This is a genomic window from Corynebacterium sp. (assembly GCF_030538285.1).
In the GTDB taxonomy this organism is placed as follows: domain Bacteria; phylum Actinomycetota; class Actinomycetes; order Mycobacteriales; family Mycobacteriaceae; genus Corynebacterium.
On the sequence record NZ_JAUNUG010000010.1, the window covers coordinates 58,379 to 76,335 of the forward strand.

The 17,957-nt window shown below is 65.6% G+C and carries 19 protein-coding genes; 12 read left to right on the forward strand and 7 right to left on the reverse strand.

Annotation, left to right across the window (positions count from 1 at the left end; translation table 11 throughout):
• The first annotated feature begins 194 nt into the window (after nt 1-194).
• The 4 genes from groL (at nt 195) to ppk2 (ending at nt 3,693) form a co-directional block, all read left to right on the forward strand.
• On the forward strand, nt 195-1,838 hold the full coding sequence (gene groL / locus Q4G50_RS05185) for a chaperonin GroEL (protein ID WP_303376584.1): 1,644 nt from the start codon (nt 195-197) through the stop codon (nt 1,836-1,838).
• A 381-nt stretch (nt 1,839-2,219) separates the two neighbouring features.
• Nucleotides 2,220-2,426 (forward strand): PorH family porin, encoded by a 207-nt coding sequence (locus Q4G50_RS05190; RefSeq protein WP_303376585.1) that lies wholly within the window; start codon nt 2,220-2,222, stop codon nt 2,424-2,426.
• A 77-nt stretch (nt 2,427-2,503) separates the two neighbouring features.
• Nucleotides 2,504-2,653, forward strand: a complete 150-nt coding sequence (locus Q4G50_RS05195) for a PorA family porin (RefSeq protein WP_303376586.1) — start codon at nt 2,504-2,506, stop codon at nt 2,651-2,653.
• Nucleotides 2,654-2,793: 140 nt separating this feature from the next.
• Nucleotides 2,794-3,693 (forward strand): polyphosphate kinase 2, encoded by a 900-nt coding sequence (ppk2, locus tag Q4G50_RS05200; RefSeq protein ID WP_303376587.1) that lies wholly within the window; start codon nt 2,794-2,796, stop codon nt 3,691-3,693.
• Nucleotides 3,694-3,777: 84 nt separating this feature from the next.
• Here ppk2 and Q4G50_RS05205 read toward each other — a convergent pair whose 3' ends face one another.
• From Q4G50_RS05205 to Q4G50_RS05225, 5 genes are read right to left on the reverse strand one after another with little or no spacing between them, the layout of a single operon-like run.
• Nucleotides 3,778-4,467, reverse strand: a complete 690-nt coding sequence (locus tag Q4G50_RS05205; RefSeq protein ID WP_303376588.1) for a hypothetical protein — start codon at nt 4,465-4,467, stop codon at nt 3,778-3,780.
• Nucleotides 4,464-4,658 (reverse strand): hypothetical protein, encoded by a 195-nt coding sequence (locus tag Q4G50_RS05210; protein ID WP_303376589.1) that lies wholly within the window; start codon nt 4,656-4,658, stop codon nt 4,464-4,466. The genes Q4G50_RS05205 and Q4G50_RS05210 overlap by 4 nt, the downstream gene beginning before the upstream one ends.
• 54 nt (nt 4,659-4,712) lie before the next feature.
• Nucleotides 4,713-8,600, reverse strand: a complete 3,888-nt coding sequence (locus Q4G50_RS05215; protein WP_303376590.1) for a Pls/PosA family non-ribosomal peptide synthetase — start codon at nt 8,598-8,600, stop codon at nt 4,713-4,715.
• 3 nt (nt 8,601-8,603) lie between these two features.
• Nucleotides 8,604-9,068, reverse strand: a complete 465-nt coding sequence (locus tag Q4G50_RS05220; protein WP_303376591.1) for a MarR family winged helix-turn-helix transcriptional regulator — start codon at nt 9,066-9,068, stop codon at nt 8,604-8,606.
• Between the two features lie 55 nt (nt 9,069-9,123).
• Nucleotides 9,124-9,414, reverse strand: coding sequence for a rhodanese-like domain-containing protein (locus Q4G50_RS05225; RefSeq protein ID WP_303376592.1), 291 nt, complete (start codon nt 9,412-9,414; stop codon nt 9,124-9,126).
• A gap of 24 nt (nt 9,415-9,438) precedes the next feature.
• Here Q4G50_RS05225 and Q4G50_RS05230 point away from each other — a divergent pair, with 24 nt between their 5' ends.
• Entirely contained in the window at nt 9,439-9,801 is a 363-nt protein-coding gene (locus Q4G50_RS05230) for a hypothetical protein (protein WP_303376593.1), read from the forward strand.
• A 364-nt stretch (nt 9,802-10,165) separates the two neighbouring features.
• Here Q4G50_RS05230 and Q4G50_RS05235 read toward each other — a convergent pair whose 3' ends face one another.
• Nucleotides 10,166-10,720, reverse strand: coding sequence for an inorganic diphosphatase (locus Q4G50_RS05235; RefSeq protein ID WP_303376594.1), 555 nt, complete (start codon nt 10,718-10,720; stop codon nt 10,166-10,168).
• A 76-nt stretch (nt 10,721-10,796) separates the two neighbouring features.
• Between Q4G50_RS05235 and dacB the strand changes: the two genes are divergently transcribed.
• Nucleotides 10,797-12,071, forward strand: a complete 1,275-nt coding sequence (gene dacB / locus Q4G50_RS05240; protein ID WP_303376595.1) for a D-alanyl-D-alanine carboxypeptidase/D-alanyl-D-alanine-endopeptidase — start codon at nt 10,797-10,799, stop codon at nt 12,069-12,071.
• On the opposite strand, the gene Q4G50_RS05245 is transcribed toward dacB, so the two are convergent.
• The gene (locus Q4G50_RS05245) at nt 12,068-12,352 is read right to left on the reverse strand and encodes a type II toxin-antitoxin system Phd/YefM family antitoxin (RefSeq protein ID WP_303376596.1); all 285 of its coding nucleotides are present in this window, start codon (nt 12,350-12,352) and stop codon (nt 12,068-12,070) included. The genes dacB and Q4G50_RS05245 overlap by 4 nt on opposite strands.
• A gap of 159 nt (nt 12,353-12,511) precedes the next feature.
• On the opposite strand from Q4G50_RS05245, the gene Q4G50_RS05250 reads away from it, so the two are divergent.
• The 6 genes from Q4G50_RS05250 to folP form a co-directional block, all read left to right on the forward strand.
• Complete coding sequence (locus Q4G50_RS05250; protein ID WP_303376602.1) at nt 12,512-12,610, forward strand: type II toxin-antitoxin system RelE/ParE family toxin; 99 nt, start codon at nt 12,512-12,514, stop codon at nt 12,608-12,610.
• A 61-nt stretch (nt 12,611-12,671) separates the two neighbouring features.
• Entirely contained in the window at nt 12,672-13,553 is an 882-nt protein-coding gene (tilS, locus tag Q4G50_RS05255) for a tRNA lysidine(34) synthetase TilS (RefSeq protein ID WP_303376597.1), read from the forward strand.
• A 16-nt stretch (nt 13,554-13,569) separates the two neighbouring features.
• On the forward strand, nt 13,570-14,157 hold the full coding sequence (gene hpt / locus Q4G50_RS05260) for a hypoxanthine phosphoribosyltransferase (RefSeq protein ID WP_303376603.1): 588 nt from the start codon (nt 13,570-13,572) through the stop codon (nt 14,155-14,157).
• Nucleotides 14,158-14,251: 94 nt separating this feature from the next.
• Nucleotides 14,252-16,600: an ATP-dependent zinc metalloprotease FtsH gene (ftsH, locus tag Q4G50_RS05265; RefSeq protein WP_303376598.1), complete on the forward strand. Its 2,349-nt coding sequence runs from the start codon at nt 14,252-14,254 to the stop codon at nt 16,598-16,600.
• Between the two features lie 4 nt (nt 16,601-16,604).
• A complete protein-coding gene (folE, locus tag Q4G50_RS05270; RefSeq protein WP_303376599.1) occupies nt 16,605-17,174 on the forward strand; it encodes a GTP cyclohydrolase I FolE in 570 nt (189 codons plus the stop codon).
• A gap of 5 nt (nt 17,175-17,179) precedes the next feature.
• Nucleotides 17,180-17,957 (forward strand): dihydropteroate synthase (gene folP / locus Q4G50_RS05275; protein ID WP_303376600.1); only part of this gene is annotated, 778 nt, incomplete at its 3' end.

Below are 17,957 nucleotides of genomic sequence, written 5' to 3' on the forward strand. Positions count from 1 at the left end.
GCAACCACGTTACCGACGCCTTGCACTCGCCCGCCTCGACTGCTAAAAACGGGTTAGCACTCAAAACGAATGAGTGCCAGAAATCGTCTTCAGCGGGTGAGGTTGGTTCACACTCACCGACCGTGCCGTCGCGGGCGCCTGTTGAAGGGCAGACGTGAGTGACGTCCTCATATCTATAAGGAGCACAAACACACATGGCAAAGCTCATCGCCTTTGACGAGGAAGCACGTCGCGGCCTCGAAAACGGACTCAACACCCTGGCCGACGCCGTCAAGGTCACCCTCGGCCCCAAGGGCCGCAACGTGGTTCTCGAGCGTGGCTGGGGCGCCCCGGTCATCACCAACGACGGCGTATCCATCGCCCGTGAGATCGAGCTGGAGGACCCTTACGAGAAGATCGGTGCGGAGCTGGTGAAGGAGGTCGCCAAGAAGACCGACGACGTCGCCGGCGACGGCACCACCACCGCTACCGTCCTCGCCCAGGCACTCGTGCGTGAGGGCCTGCGCAACGTGGCCGCGGGTTCCAACCCGATGGGCATCAAGCGCGGTATCGAGCAGGCCACCGCCAAGGTGACCGAGGCTCTGCTGGCATCCGCCAAGGAGGTGGAGACCGAGGAGGAGATCGCCGCCACCGCCGGTATCTCCGCAGCTGATCCGGCTATCGGCGCGCAGATCGCCAAGGCCATGTACGCCGTCGGCGGTGGCGAGGTGAACAAGGATTCCGTCATTACCGTGGAGGAGTCCAACACCTTCGGCGTCGAGCTCGAGGTCACCGAGGGTATGCGCTTCGACAAGGGCTACATCTCCGGCTACATGGCCACCGACCTGGAGCGCGGCGAGGCTGTGCTCGAGGATCCGTACATCTTGCTGGTCTCCGGCAAGATCTCCAACATCAAGGATTTGCTGCCGCTGCTGGAGAAGGTCATGCAGTCCGGCAAGCCGCTGCTGATCATCGCCGAGGACGTTGAGGGCGAGGCCCTGTCCACCCTGGTGGTCAACAAGATCCGCGGCACCTTCAAGTCCGTCGCCGTCAAGGCCCCGGGCTTCGGTGACCGCCGCAAGGCGCAGCTGCAGGACATCGCCATCCTCACCGGTGGCCAGGTCATTGCCGAGGAGGTTGGCCTGTCCCTGGAGACCGCCGACATCCCGCTGCTGGGTACCGCCCGTAAGGTGGTCGTGACCAAGGACGACACCACCATCGTCCAGGGTGCCGGCACCCCGGAGCAGATCGAGGGGCGCGTCAAGCAGATCCGCGCCGAGATCGAGAACTCCGACTCTGACTATGACCGTGAGAAACTGCACGAGCGCCTGGCCAAGCTGGCCGGCGGTGTCGCCGTGCTCAAGGTCGGTGCCGCCACCGAAGTGGAGCTCAAGGAGCGTAAGCACCGCATCGAGGATGCCGTCCGCAACGCCAAGGCTGCTGTCGACGAAGGCATCGTCGCCGGCGGTGGCGTCGCGCTGCTGCAGGCCGCTGAGGTGCTCGCTGATGACCTCGGCCTGACCGGTGACGAGGCCACGGGCGTCAAGATCGTCCGCGAGGCTCTGTCCTCCCCGCTCAAGCAGATCGCACTCAACGCTGGCCTGGAGGCCGGTGTCGTGGCCGATAAGGTTGCCGGTCTGCCGGCCGGCCAGGGCCTCAACGCCGCCACCGGCGAGTACGTGGACCTCATGGCCGCGGGCATCAACGACCCGGTCAAGGTGACCCGCTCTGCTCTGCAGAACGCCGCTTCCATTGCCGCGCTGTTCCTCACCACCGAGGCTGTCGTGGCGAACAAGCCGGAGCCGGCTGGCGCCATGCCGGAAGGCGCAGGCGACGCCATGGGCGGTATGGGCTTCTAAGAAGCTACTTATCGACGCCCCGTTTCCCTCGGAAACGGGGCGTTTCCCCTATTCGGGGGTAGTGGGACATTGCCCCCACTCATGGTGTGGGCGCTACATCGGGAAGGGTGCGGGGCGTGTTACGGGGGCCGCATGCTGTTAACCCGTTATTAACCCGTAACATCCCGTTTCTGCAGGTCGCCACCAATGACCAGCAATAACTGTGATGAAAGGCACAATGGGTAACTGGGGAGTCACGGATTTCTCTTCAAATGGAAACGGGGGTTATCGCTTGACGACAGCGGAAGATGTGCAAGAATATCTTCCGTGACGCCCTGAGGGTGTCAGTCAACTGGAAACTCACCGGCCCATGGGGGTCGGTCCCACACAAGGAGATATCTCATGGATCTCGGTACCATTCAGGACGCATTCGCGGACTTCGCCACCTTCGGCAAGAACATCGGCAAGGCCTTCCAGGGCATCCCGGACAACGTTTCTCTTTTCGTTAACTTCTTCCAGAACTTCGAGACTCTGTCCTCCACCACTGAGACCGCTGGTGAGGGCGTCGAGGAGTCCGGCTCCACCCTCCTCGGTTCTTCCAACGACTAGAAGTAGCGGCTGGTTCTAGTTTAGAACCGCGCTCTGAAACATCGCACTGACACCCTTCTGATCTAAGGAGATCAAACATGGACAACTTCTCTTCCAACCTGGTCGATTTCTCTGACTCCGTCGGTCAGCTCTCCGACTCCGGCGTCGTCGGCTCCGTTTTCGCCTTCCTGGCATCCGCTGGCGACTGGGCCGACGCTGTTGCCAAGCTCATCGGCCTGGTTGCTTAAGTGACCCGCTGACTACAGCTTCCAAAGAGAACCTCGATCCATACGGATCGAGGTTCTCTTGCATTGGTGGGGGAGACGAGACGTCGATAAGCGGGCAGTTCGTCGCACCCGTCTGAGCGGGAGGGACTAGGATTATCTACATGGCTGAGCACAAGGACGACGAACTCCCCGTTATCGATCTCGCGAAGACCGAAGGTTATGTCGTCGATGACTCCGACGAAGACGACCCGGTTCTGCTGCGCCCCGACGGCACCCCCATCGAAACGTGGCGGGAGAACTATCCGTACGACACGCGTATGACGCGTGATGAGTACGAGAAGACCAAGCGACAGCTCCAGATTGAGCTGCTCAAGTGGCAGAACTGGACCAAGGACACCGGCCAGCGCCACATCATCCTGTTTGAAGGCCGTGATGCCGCAGGCAAGGGTGGCACCATCAAGCGCTTCAATGAGCACCTTAACCCCCGTGGCGCCCGCACCGTCGCCCTGGAGAAGCCCTCCCCACGCGAGTCCACCTCGTGGTACTTCCAGCGCTACATCTCGCACTTCCCGGCCGCCGGTGAGATCGTCTTCTTCGACCGCTCCTGGTACAACCGCTCCGGCGTCGAGCGCGTCATGGGTTTCTGCACCGAGTCCCAGCACGCCGAGTTCCTCCGCGAGGTGCCGATGCTGGAGAACATGCTCCTGGGATCTGGGATTTCGCTGACCAAGTTCTGGTTCTCCGTCACCCGCAAGGAGCAGCGCACCCGCTTCGCCATCCGCCAGGTCGACCCGGTGCGCCAGTGGAAGCTCTCCCCGATGGACCTCGCCTCCCTGGACAAGTGGGACGACTACACCCGCGCCAAGGAGGAGCAGTTCCGCTACACGGACACCGACGAATCGCCGTGGATCACCATCAAGTCCAACGACAAGAAGCGCGCCCGCATCAACGCCATGCGTTACATCCTGTCGAAGTTCGAGTACACAAACAAGGACCATGAGGTGGTCGGGACACCGGACCCGCTCATCGTGCTGCGTGGACGCGATCAGATCGGTGACTAAGAGCTGAGCGAGTACGGCCCGTCTCCCTGGTGGGGGAGGCGGGCTGTTTCGTTGGGCGGGGTGCGCGTAGAACTTGGCGTGGCGCTACCATCCCTCACGCGCGGACGGGATCGAAGTGGTGTCAGGGGAATCGGTCACCGTGTAACCCAGTGCCCGTAGGTTCTCTGCGGCCAAGGCGTGGTGGTGGCGGATCACAGTTTCTGCCTGCTTGCGCCGAAACTCTGCTCGCCCCTGTTCGACGTGAGTTCGCCAACCATCACGACCGAGGAATCCGAGTTCATCTATGGCAAATTGGATGACGTCTTCGAGGCATATACGAAATCTGTGCCCTCCTGTTGGAAAATGGAGTTTGGATTGTTCATAACCCGAAGCACCGCGTCCGTTGCGTTCCAATGACAAGGCGAGAGGCACGGAATCCGCGTGGACGTGTAAATGTGCTGAAGGGGAGTTGCGGGCCTGGCGCTCGTATTCATAGCGCACCACCGGTACAGCCTTCCGGCTATGAAGTAGGCGGATACTGAATTGGCTTGAATCGATCGCCAGATGCTCTTTCATGCGGTCGAGACCGATCTGATACGAAACGACGAGCTCTGCTGAGGGATGTGGCCGGTGTGCCGAAGCCAGGGAGACCGAAATCTTCAAGGCGGCACGGAAAGTCTCTTGACCCAGTGTGTGATTGACGATCTCGGGCTGGGCGTCGAAGCAGTTATCAAGGAGAAGGTGGGTGCGTTCGTGGAAAGCATTGACCATTTCTCCGAACTGCTCGGGGGTCATCTGTTGCTGTTGCCGATCACATAGTCGAGTCCGAGTATCTCGTCGAGGACCCGTTCCTCATCGAGGGTGATGTGATCGATCGCGCGGAGATCAAGAAGATCCTGCACAGTCCGTGGTGCGAGAGAGGAAAGGAGCTCCTGGCGCCGTGCCCGGAGATCAGCGGTGGTCTGCGGAATGAATCCGGTCGTCATGGATAAGCTCCTTTCCCGTTAGTGTTATCAGCAATCCTACTGGAACCGGTAGGACTACCCCCGCTGCCACGGTTCGATCGGATTGCCCTGCCACACCGTGGAGGCGGGGACCTGGTCGCCGCGCATGACGAGGGAGCCGGGGCCGACGGTGGCGGCGTCGCGAAGCATCGCAGCAGGTAGGGCCACCGAGTGGGCGGCGAGGGTGGCGCCGTCGGCGATGGTGACGGTGTCCAGGCTCATGACGCGGTCCTGGAACAGGTGCGTCTGCACGACGGTGCCGGGGCCGACGGTGGCGCCGCGGCCGACCACACACAGGTCGGTTTCGGGGAACCAGTAGGACTCGATCCACGCGCCGCGGCCGATCTTCGCACCGAGCGCACGCAGAGCGAGGTTGAGCTCCCCGGTGCCGAGCGACGGTACGAGGAACCACGGGCCGGCGACGGCCTCGACGAAGGCGTCCTGCAGCTCGTTGAGCCACACGAACTCGCTCCACAGCGGGTGGTCGCCCGGCTTGTGCTTACCGACGCAGAACCACTTCACCACCACCGTGATCGCCATCGCCACCGCGCCCGCGGCCATGAGGACCGGGCCACCGAGCAGCCAGGCGAAGACAATGCCGTAGGTGGTGGCCAACCAGTAGAGCGTGCCGACGACACCGGCGAGCAGCATCGCAGACGTCATCGGGGCGAGCAGACGCATCGTCTCGATGAACCCACGGAAGAACTTCACCTTCATACCCGGGTTGTAGGTCAGCGCCTCACCGCCATCCGCGTCAACCTGGACCCGGCGCATGCGCTCCGGCGGGGAACCCCACCAGTTGGTGTTCGCCTTCGCCTTCTTCGGCGTGGACGACAGCACCGCCACCAGGGAGTTCTTCGGCAGTTTGCGGCCCGGCCCGGTGATGCCGGAATTGCCGACAAACGAGCGCTTGCCCACGCGGGTTTCACCCGTGAGCATCCAGCCACCGCCGAGCTCGTAACCGCCGACGAGGGTGTCATCGGCGAGGAAGGCACCCTCGCGGATATCGGTGAGCGTAGGCACCATCACTGCGGTGGACACCTCCACGTTCTTGCCGATCTTCGCCCCCAGACTGCGCAGCCACAACGGAGTGAGCTGCCCGGCGTAGAGGGGGAAGAGATAGGTGCGGGCATCATCCATGAGCCGCTCGATGGTCCACAGCTGCCAACCCCGCAGGGAACGAACCGGGTAGACACCCGGCTGCAGTCCGATCTGCAGGATGCGCACTCCGATCCACGTCGCCACCATGTAGAAGGCGAAGGCGACGAGGCCACCCAGCGGGGCGAAAACAAGGGCCCCGAGGAGGGGGTTGCCGCCGGTGGCGTCGATAAGCATGACAACAACGAACGCTGCCAGGGCGAGCGCGGCGAGCCCCTGCAAGCTCAACGCCACGGACGTCAGTCCGTATATGGGTACCCAGCGCGAACGGCGCGGCGGGTGCTCATCCGGGAAGCGGTGCTTCGAGCGGCCCACTTTCGACGCCGGCGAGCCGGACCAGCGCGATCCCGGCTTGATGGTGCGGTCCCCGGTGACGGTGGAACCGGCCTCCACGTGGGCGTCCTCGCCGACAATCGTGCCTGGAAGAAGAGTGGAACGGGATCCGACGCGGGCCTCGGAACGCACCTCGATCGCACCGACACGGACGATGTCACCGTCGACCCAGTAGCCGGACATGTCGACCTCCGGCTCAATCGCGCAATGATCACCCAGGGTGAGCAGGCCCGTAATCGGCGGCAGGGAATGCAGATCAACGCCGCGGCCGACCTTCACGCCCAGTGCGCGGGCGTAGTAATTCACCCACGTCGCCCCCGAAATGGACTGCGAACCGGAAGCATCCGCCCACCGTTCGGCGGCCCAGATGCGCAAGTGTGTCGAGCCACCGCGCGGGTACTCGCCAGGCGTGATCCCGGCCGTGAGCAGGCGGGCGCCGAGGCCACCGAGCGGCAAGCGCCCGATGGGGGAACCGAAGACGATGAGCAGCAAAGCAACCAGCCACCAGGAGGTGTGCTGGGCCCACTCGAGCCCTGCGAGATGGGCAAGGTTGCCACCCAGAAGAATCCAACCCAGCCAGGTCGTGGCCTGCAACGTCATCATCGGGATCTGGATGAGGAACTGGGCCAGGCGCGTGCCCGGACCGACCGGGGTGACGGTGCGGGGCTCGGTGGAGGTGGTGCCATCAAGCGACACACCGGACTTCGCCGCAATCGACTCGACCGCCACCGCCAGGGAACCCAGACGGGGATGATCGTAGAGATCACGCACCGCGATCGTGGGAACCTGCTCGCGGATACGGCCCACGAGGGTCGCGGCGGCCAGGGAGGTGCCACCGAGCGAGAAGAAATCAGCGTCCGCGTCCTGCACCGAGGTGCCCAGGACATCCACCCACAGCTCGGCGAGCCAGGTCTCGGTGGGGGAGAGATTCGTGGCCTCCACGCCGACGCCCGGCAGCGGCCACGGCAGGGCAGCCTTGTCCACCTTGCCGGAGGTGCGGATGGGCAGCTCCTCCATGACGCAGATGCGCGGGACGAGGGCCGCTGGCATGAGCTCCGCGAGTCGTTCGTGAGCGGCATCATGGTCGAACCCCATCGTGGGGTCATCGAGGGACACGTAGCCGACCAGAACCGACTGATTAGCGCCCGTCTTCTGCACCGCCACGGCCGAGTTGTACACGTTCGGCAGGGCGGCGACATTCGCCTCCACCTCACCGAGCTCGATGCGGCGGCCGCCGATTTTCACCTGATCATCCACACGCCCCACGAAGTAGAGGCCGTCCTCCTCCAGGCGGACATGGTCGCCCGAGCGGTAGGCGCGGGCCCAACCCACCGAGGGCATGGGGGCGTACTTCTCGGCGTCCTTGATCGGGTCAAGATAGCGGGCCAGGCCGACACCGCCGATGACCAGCTCACCGACCTCGCCGACCGCCACGGGGTTCTCGGCCTCGTCGACGACGATGAGGTCCCAGCCCGCCAGAGGCAGGCCGATACCCACCGGCTGCCCGGGGTGCAGCTGGGTGGCGGAGGCGACGACCGTGGCCTCGGTCGGGCCGTAAGTGTTCCACATCTCGCGGTCCTCGGTGGCCAGGCGCTCGACGAGCTCCTGGGAGCAGGCCTCGCCGCCGACTATGAGCAGGCGGATGTTGTCCAGCGCCTCGGCGGGCCACAGGCCGGCGAGGGTGGGCACGGTGGACACGACGGTGATGTCGCGGCGGATCAGCCAGGGGCCTAAGTCCATACCCGAGCGCACCAGCGAGCGCGGGGCGGGGACCAAGCAGGCGCCGTGGCGCCAGGCGAGCCACATCTCCTCACAGGAGGCGTCGAAGGCGACGGACAGGCCGGCCAGCACGCGGTCCTCCGGGCCGAGTGGGCCACCGGGGGAGTTGACGAGGAACATCTGGGCCTCGGCGTCGACAAAAGCGGCCGCGGAGCGGTGAGAGACTGCCACGCCCTTCGGCTTGCCGGTGGAACCGGAGGTGAAGATGATCCAGGCGGTGTCGCCCAGACGCGGGCGCTGCTTATCGCCGCCTGCGCGCGGGGAGAGCATGCGGAAACCGTCGTCGGTGAACACGCCGTTGATCGCGCCCTCGGAAAAGACCATCTCCGCGCGCTCATCGGGGTCATCGGCGTCGACAGGGACATACGCCGCGCCGGCGGCGATCGTGGCCAGGATGGCGATGTAGAGGTCACGGGACCCGGAGGTCATGCGGATGCCGATGCGGTCGCCGCGGCGGATGCCGTTGGCATGCAGCTCGGCGGCGAGACCGTGGACCTCGTCCATGAGCTCGGCGTAGGTGAGGATCTCACCGTCGTCGATGGCCGCCGCCTCCGGGTGGGCAGCGGCGGTAGCAGCGAGGATGTCGTAGAGCGTGCGCTTCGCGGGCGCGTCGCCCGCGCGCAGGAATTGCCGGGGGACCTGGTGAAGAGACAAGCCCTAGGCCCCCTTAGCTTCGTCGGGGTCCAGGTCCGAGACGAGGACGGCCTTGGTCAGCTTGCGCAGATGCTTGAGCTGCTTGCCGGTCGACTCATCGAGGGCCGCGCTTTCGGCGGCGGCGACAAGCTCCGCGAGCTCCGACTGCGCCTTCGTGCCCTTCTTCGTCGAGGTGACGATCTGGCGGCGGCGATCCTTCGGGTCGCGTTCACGCTTAGCCCAGCCCTGTTCCTCGAGGCCGTCGATGAGGCGCACCATGTCGGAGGCGTCGATGGCGAGGGTCTCGGAAAGTACGGACTGGGACGTGGCATCGCGCTCGGCGAGACACGTAAGAACCCAATAACCGCGCATGGTGGTGCCGCGCGTGGCCAGGGCGGATTCCACCTCGTCGCGGGTGCGGCGGCGGAGGCGCTCCAGTTGGAAGCTGGGGGACTCGAGGAGGGTGACAGGCACAGTTGTTTGTGGCATGCCACCAATGGTAGTCCACCTACCGTAGCAGTGTTAAATCATGGGAGTAGCCCCACTATTCGGTGGGTAGGCCCTTCTCTACCCAGGCCAGCGTGCCACCCTCAACATTGATGGCCTCAATGTCGTGGTTCTCCTTGAGGAAGTCACACGCCTTAACGGAGCGACCGCCCGAACGGCAGATCAGGTAAATATCGCGCTCGGTGTCCAGCTCAGAGACCCGGTCAGCGAACTCAGACAGGGGGATGAGGGTGGCACCAGCGGCGTGCACCTCGGCGAACTCGTCGGCCTCGCGGACATCGATAAGCTGCGCATCGGAAGGAACTTGAGTCACATTGACTGATTTCATGTCACCGAGACTACCGTTAAATGAATGGACACCCGCCGCCTCACCGGACCGATCGCCCTCCGACTCTGGGCCGTCGTCGTGGTCGTCGGCGCCGCAGGGGCAGGCCTGCTGTGGCTCGGCGTTGGGCTTGGCATGGCACTGGTGACCATCGCCGTGTTGTCCGCGCCTCTGGCGCTGGTGACCACGGTGGCGTGGATCGCGCGACGCCCCGCCGTGGCCGTGCCCCGTTGGCTTCTCTGGCTCGGCGCGATGGGATCGGTGCTCGGGTTGGTGTGGTTGCTTGTTTCACCGGGGGAGGTGCCGGCGATTCTGGTGCTGGCGATCGGCGTGTGGCTGGCGGTGGTGGGGCTGATCTCTTCGGTCGCCGTGGGGGTTGCGGGGCGATAGTCAGTCTGCCGAATGTCAGACGGGGTGTGGGGGTTAGGGCCAGCGGGCCGCACGTAAGGGAGTGGGGCCGTCTGACGTTGCGCAGAGCGGGGGCAGGGGGTGTGCCGAATGTCAGACGGGGTGTGAGGGTTAGGTATGCGGGTGCGGGCCTAAGGGGGTGGGGGTGTCTGACGTTGCGCAGAGCCGGGCCGGGGGTCTGCCGAATGTCAGACGGGGTGTGGGGGTTAGGGCCAGCGGGCCGCACGTAAGGGAGTGGGGCCGTCTGACGTTGCGCAGAGCGAGGGCGGGGAAGGTCGCTGGGGCCTGTCGGCGGCGTCGATAAGCAAAAAGCACCCCGCCGGCCAGGCCGACGAGGTGCAGGAGGTTAGTTCTCCTCGAGCTGCTGCTCGACCTCGTTCTCCTTATCCTTCTCCTCTTCCAGGCCCTCGCGGGTGTTGTCGCCGACCTGCTTGTAGCGGTCGATGGACTCCTGGAGGATGCGCTCGGCCTCCTCGCGGCCCGCCCAACCGGAGCCGGTGACCTCCTTGTTCGGTTCGAGGTCCTTGTAGTGGACGAAGAAGTGCTCGATCTCGTCGAGGGTGAACTCGGAGATGTCGTCGAGCTCCTGGAAGTGGTCGAAGCGCGGATCGTCGAGGACGCACAGCAGCTTGTCGTCGCCGCCGGCCTCATCGGTCATCTTGAACACACCGACGATGCGAGCCATGACGACCACGCCCGGGAACACCGGCTCCGGCATGACGACGAGGGCGTCCATCGGGTCGCCGTCTTCGCCGAGAGTGTGCTCGATGAAGCCGTAGTCCGCGGGGTACGCCATGGGGGTGAACAGGTAGCGGTCGAGGAAGACGCGGCCGGTCTCGTGGTCGACCTCGTACTTGTTGCGCGAACCCTTCGGGATCTCGATGATGACTTCAACGCTCATTGCGTCAGACTCCTTGTTGCGATGTCGGGGATTGGTGATCATCCTAGCGTCACGTCCAGGGGTTAGGGTGGACAGGATGAGTGGAAAGAAGCTGTGGTGGTCGGTGGCTGCCGGTGTCACTGCGTTGGCGGTGTCCGGGGTGGCTGGTTTTGCTGTGGTCGCGGACCGTTACTACGGCGATCTCACCCGCGAGCCTGGCTATGTTGCGCATTCCCCTACCCCGGTGCTGGAACCCGCCTCCGCCGAGGCGGTGGACAATGTCGCGCTGGGTGCCCGGCTGGCGGAACTCGCCGAGAACCCGGACCTGGGCACCGTGCACGGGCGCGTCACCGACACCGTCACCGGGGAGACGGTGTGGGAGCAGGCCTCGGCGCAGGCGCTGCAGCCGGCGTCGGCCACGAAGATTCTCACCGGCGCGGCCGCGATCCTGGAGCTCGGGGCCGATGATGTGCTGGTCACGGAGGTTGTCGAGGGGCCGGTCCCCGGCGCCGTGGTCATCCGCGCATCGGGCGATGTGTGGTTGACTGCTAAGCAGATGGACGATGTGGCCGCGCAGATCGGGTCGGCGGAGCAGGTAATCATCGACACTTCCGTGTGGGATGGGGATCGTTTCATGCCCGGTTGGGATCCCGTCGATGTGGATGCCGGTTATATCGCCCCGTTGGAGCCTGCCATGCTCTACGGCGCGCGCATCGACGACACCGCAGGCGATGTACCGCGCTCGCACACCCCGGCTCTCGACGTCGCGCAGGCGTTGGCTTCCCGCGTGGGTGCGTCGACCGTGGGTTTGGGGCCCGCGCCTGAGGGGGCCGCGGTGCTGGCGTCGGTGGAATCGCCGCTGCTCACCGAACGGCTCGAGGCCATGATGATGGATTCCGACAACGTCATGGCCGAGGCCATCGGCCATGAGCTCGCCGTTCACCGCGGGCAGCCGGGTTCCGCGGCCGCCGCCACCCAGGCCACCCTGGATGTCCTCGCCGCGCACGGCTTCGACATCACCGGAGTCGCTCTCGCCGACAATTCCGGCCTGTCCGTACACAACCTCATCCCCCCGCGGCTTCTCGACGATGTGCTAATCGACGCCGCCACCTCCCCCCAACTCCGCCCCCTCCTGGCGACCCTGCCGGTGGCGGGCGGTTCCGGAACACTCGCGGAGCGCTACGGGGACCTGTCCGGTCGGGGCTGGGTCCGCGCCAAGACCGGCACGTTGACGGGTACCTCTGCCCTGGCCGGGGTGGTTACCGCCGAGTCCGGGCGCGTCTACTCCTTCGCGCTTTTGGTCAACGGGGCGGAGATCCTCGGGGCACGTGCGGCTCTCGACGAGTTCACCTCCGCCATCCGGGAGTCCTAAGAGTTCAGGTCGACACCCTCAACATCAAGCACCTCGGAAAGGGTGAAGCGTGCACCGTCGTCGGCTGCTCGGGCGGCACGGAGTTCCTCCACGTCAGCGCGGAGCTCGAGCTCGTCTAGGAGACGAAGGTCATCCACAGACACGATAGCGGCGACATGTCGACCGTTGCGCGTGATGATCAACCGCTCTCCGCCGAACGTCGCGCGGTTGATGACCTCTCCGAGTGTCTTCCGGAGATTGCCCAGGGTGATCGAGGGCAGTCGGTTCAGCGCGGTACTCATGGCCCACAGTATTCCACTGGTCGGGGGCGTGTATCGGATTGAGTTCACTCGTCAAGCGGCGAAAGATCTCCGGCGCCTGAAGAAGGGAGACCGGAAGCTGTTCATCCAGGTCGTGGAGGCTATCGAAGCACTGGGAGTGAACCCCGCGAGGGGTACAGGATAAGGGTGCGGGATTATCGTGTGCTGTACTCCGTCGACGGTTCGGTCCTGCTTGTGGAGGTTTTCCGTGTCGGGCCGCGTGGAGACGTCTACAAATAGACAGGCGAGAGGCCGGTCCTTTCGAATGTTGCCGCGACCGGCACCGATTAGCATCTTCCCCATGGAACCTTTCTGGCCCCGGCGCAGCCCGCACTTCCTGGCGTGCCGGCGTGCGGTGCGCCCATTCCTCACGCCGGAAGAAGTGGTCATCGGGCTGTCGGGCGGGGCGGATTCGCTCGCACTGGTGGCCGCCGCGCGGGCGGAGGGGCAGGAGGTGCATGCCGTCGTCGTGGACCACCAGTTGCAGGCCGGTTCCGAGCGCGTCGCCGAACATGCCGCGCAGCAGGCCCGCCAGCTCGGCGCCCGCGCCTCGATCACCCGCATCACCGTCGCAGCAGGCAACCTGGAGGCGAACGCCCGCACCGCCCGCTACCGAGCTCTCCGTGCCTTTAACCAGCCGGTGTGGGTGGCGCATACCCGCGATGACCAGGCGGAAACCCTCCTGCTCCAGGCCCTGCGCGGCAACCCGGGCGGGATGGCAACGCAACAGGATGGGATCACCCGGCCTTTCCTCAGCATCCGCCGCGCGGACACCGAAGCAGCCTGCGCCGAACTCCAGCTGAGCCCCTGGCACGACCCGCACAACGATGACACGGACTTCCAGCGCGTCGCCCTGCGCAAGACCCTCCAGCAGATCCACGGCGACCCGGTCGAACCACTCGCGCAGACCGCCGAGCGCATCGCCGCGGATAACGCCCTGCTCACCGAGCTGGCTGGTCCGCCCACGGATGACTGCGCGGAACTGGCCGCCCAACCCGCGCCCCTGCGGCGCCGCCGGATCGCGGCCTGGTTGATTGAGCACAAGGTAAACCCGACGCGGGCGTCGATAAGCATGATTGAGGACATGTGCACCACCTGGCACGGGCAGGGAGCCGTGCGCGTGGGCGCAGGGTTGGAAGTCAGGCGCGTAGGTGGCAGACTGGCGTTATCCGTGGAGGCCTAGGAAAGGTGTCATGACCGTGCACGACAACAAGGATCACAACGTACCGGCCAGCTGTTACGGCGAGGACGTCGAGGCGGTGCTCATCAGTCAGGAGCAGCTCGCCACCCGCATCCAGGAACTCGCCGACAAGGTCTCAGCAACCTACCGCGACGCCGATGAAGAACTGATCCTCGTGTGCGTGCTCAAGGGCGCGGTGTTCTTCCTCACCGACTTCACCCGCGCACTCGACATCCCCTCCCAGATGGAATTCATGGCCGTATCCTCCTACGGCAACTCCACCACCAGCTCGGGAGTGGTCCGTATCCTCAAGGACCTCGACCGGGAGATCGAGGGCCGCGACGTGCTCATCGTCGAGGACATCATCGATTCCGGTCTCACCCTCTCTTGGCTGATGCGTAACCTGCGCGCCCGCAACCCGCGCTCCCTCGAGGTGATCACCCTGCTGCGCAAGCCCGAGGTGGTCAAGGCCGATATTGAGCTTTTCGACGTCGGGTTCGACATCCCCAACGAATTCGTCATCGGTTACGGCCTCGACTACGCCGAGCGCTACCGTGACCTGCCTTTCGTGGGCACCCTGCACCCGCGCGTCTACTCCGGGGAGTAAGCAGGGAACGAAACCACACGCCTGGGCGTTGTGGTGGGAAGAACGTAGAACGAAGACGAAAGGCACTGGTCGCGCTGCCCTGCGGCCTCAATACATGAGCAACAAGAGAATCCTCCAGATCGGCCTGATCTCTGCGATCGCGCTGGTGACCATCTTCGTGTTCAGCCTGCTTACCGACGACACGCGCGGGTTCCAGCGGGTGGACACCTCCGTGGCCATGGCGCAGCTGAATGACGCCAACGCCAAGGAAGTGCAGATCGACGACCGCGAGCAGCGGATCCGCATCGAACTGCGCGAGCCGATCACCTATGAGGAACGCGAGGGTGTTGAGGAGATCATCGCCCAGTACCCCGCGCGCACCGCCCCGCAGGTGTTCGACGCCGTCCAGGCCGCTGAGCCGGACGAGTACAACACCACGGTGACGCAGGACAGCTTCCTCATGGGCATGCTCGGCTTCCTGCTGCCGATGCTGCTGCTGTTCGGCCTGCTCTTCTTCTTCCTCACCCGCATGCAGGGCGGCGGCGGCATGTTCGGCTTCGGCGGCTCCAAGCACAAGGAGCTGACCAAGGACATGCCGACGAACACCTTCGCGGATGTCGCCGGCGCGGATGAGGCCGTCAGTGAGCTGGAGGAGATCAAGGACTTCCTGCAGGATCCCACCCGTTACCACGCCCTCGGCGCGAAAATCCCGCGTGGAGTGCTGCTCTACGGCCCGCCCGGCACCGGTAAGACCCTGCTGGCGCGCGCCGTGGCCGGGGAGGCCGGGGTGCCGTTCTACTCGATCTCCGGTTCCGATTTCGTGGAGATGTTCGTCGGTGTCGGTGCCTCCCGTGTGCGTGACCTGTTCAAGCAGGCCAAGGAGAACAGCCCCTGCATCATCTTCGTCGATGAGATTGACGCCGTCGGCCGCCAGCGCGGCTCCGGCATGGGCGGCGGACACGATGAGCGTGAGCAGACCCTCAACCAGCTGCTCGTGGAGATGGACGGCTTCGGCGACCGCGAGGGCGTCATCCTCATGGCGGCCACCAACCGCCCCGACATCCTCGATCCGGCGCTGCTGCGACCGGGGCGTTTCGACCGCCAGATCCCGGTGACCGCCCCCGACCTGGCCGGGCGCGAGAAGATCCTGGCAGTCCACGCGAAGGGCAAGCCGCTGGGCCCGGACGCCGACATCAAGGCCCTGGCCAAGCGCACCGCGGGTATGTCGGGCGCGGACCTGGCCAACGTGCTCAATGAAGCCGCCCTGCTCACCGCCCGCATCGGCGGCAACGTCATCACCGCTGATGCCCTCGAGGAGGCCACCGACCGTGTCATCGGCGGCCCCCGCCGCGAGGGCAAGGTCATCTCCGAGAAGGAGAAGAAGGTCACCGCCTACCACGAAGGCGGGCACACGCTGGCCGCGTGGGCGCTCAAGGACATCGAGCGCGTGTACAAGGTCACCATCCTCGCCCGCGGCCGCACCGGCGGCCACGCCATGACGGCGCAGGAAGATGACAAGGGCATGTACAACCGGGATGAACTCTTCGCCCGCCTCGTCTTCGCCATGGGTGGGCGCGCCGCCGAGGAACTCGTCTTCGGCGAGCAGACCACCGGCGCCTCCGCCGACATCGAGCAGGCCACCAAGATCGCCCGCGCGATGATCACCGAGTACGGCATGTCACCCACCCTCGGCATGGTCAAATACGGCGAGGAGCAGGGTGATCCCTTCTCCGGCCGCCCCGGCGGCGGCACGCTGACGGTCTCCCCGGCGGTGGCCGCCAAGATCGACGACGAGGTACACCTGCTTCTCGACGCCGCCCACCGCCAGGCCTACGACATCCTCCACCGCTACCGCGACCACCTGGACACCCTCGCCGAGAAGCTTCTGGAGAAGGAGACGCTGCGTCGCCCGGACCTGGAGCTCATCTTCGACGACATCGAGCCGATGGACGCCCCCGACATCTTCCCGCACGCCGAGAACCGCTTCCCGCAGCAGGAAGGCCGCGAGCCGGTGAAGACCCCCACCGAGCTGGCCATCGAACGCGGCGAGGAACCGCCTAAGCGTTTCTCCCTGCTCGAAGCCACCCAGCAGGCCCGCGCCAAGCGCCAGGCCGAAAAGGAAGCCCAGGCCGAGGCCGTACCCGCCCCGGTAGAGGATAGCGAAGGCAAGCACCGCGCCCCCGAGCCGGTCGGCGCCCGCTACGGCGGCACCCCGCCCCCGGCCGATTGGACCGCGCCGGGCTGGCCGCCGAAGGACAACCCCTACGCCACCGGCAACGAGCACCCGGGCATGAAGAACTACGGCCCGGAAAAGGCGCCTGAGGCCCCGGAGACGGAAGTCATCGGCTTCCGCCTGCCGGCGCATGAGCAGCCGGAGAATGTGGAGGGGGGCGTCGATAAGCAGCCGGAACAGCGACCGGAACCCGCCGCCGACGACGTCGCCGCACCAGAAAACAAGGAGTAGCACGATGACCACTTTCGACCAGGAGCGCGCGGAAGCCGCGGTGCGCGAGCTGCTCATCGCCGTCGGCGAGGACCCCGACCGCGAGGGCCTGCAGGACACGCCGGCGCGTGTCGCCCGGGCGTATCGGGAGGTTTTCGGCGGGCTGCACAGCGATCCGACGGACGTGCTCGAGCGGACTTTCGCCGAGGACCACCAGGAGCTGGTGCTCGTGCGTGACATTCCGATCTACTCCACGTGTGAGCACCACCTCGTGCCCTTCTACGGCACCGCCCACATCGGCTACATCCCGGGCAAGAACGGGCACGTCACCGGCCTGTCCAAGCTGGCGCGCCTGGCTGACATGTACGCCAAGCGGCCGCAGGTGCAGGAACGTTTGACCTCGCAGATCGCCGACGCGCTGGTGGACAAGCTCGGCGCGCAGGCCGTCATCGTGGTCATCGAGTGCGAGCACCTGTGTATGGCGATGCGCGGGATCCGCAAGCCGGGTGCCACCACCACCACCTCCGCGGTGCGCGGCGGGTTCAAGACTTCCGCGGCGTCCCGCGCCGAAGTTCTCTCCCTGATCAGAGGTTAAGTCGCATGCGGGTCGCAGATCTCACGGTGCCGGGGCGGTGCCTGGTCATGGGCATCGTCAACGTCACCGAGGATTCCTTTTCCGACGGCGGACGCTGGCTGGACATCGACGCCGCCATCGCCCACGGCCGTGAGCTGGTCGAACAGGGCGCGGACATGATTGACGTCGGCGGTGAATCCACCCGCCCGGGTGCCACGCGTGTCGACGCCGCCGTCGAAGCCCAACGCGTCGCCCCCGTCATCGCCGCGCTTTCCGAGGAGGGCATTCCCACCTCGGTGGACACGATGCGCGCTTCCGTCGCGGCCGCCGCAGCGGAGGCCGGGGTGGACATGATCAACGACGTCTCCGGTGGCCTGGCTGATAAGGACATGTACCGCGTCATGGCGGATACGGAGCTGCCGGTGTGCCTCATGCACTGGCGCACCGTCCAGTTCGGTGACGCTGCCGGGCAGGCCGACCACGGCGGGGACGTGGTCAGCGATGTGCGCGACACCCTGGCCCGCCTGGTGGATAATGCACTGGCCGCTGGCGTGGCACGGGACAACATCGTGCTGGACCCGGGGCTGGGCTTCGCCAAATCCCGCGAGGACAACTGGGCGCTGCTGAACCACCTGCCGGAGTTTCTGGCCGCGGAGTTCCCGGTCCTGGTCGGCGCCTCCCGCAAGCGTTTCCTCGCCGGTGTGCGCGCCGACCGCGGACTGGAAGGCGTGCCCGCGGATGCCGATCCCGCCACCGCCGCCGTCACCGCCATCTCCGCGCAGATGGGCGCCTGGGGAGTGCGCG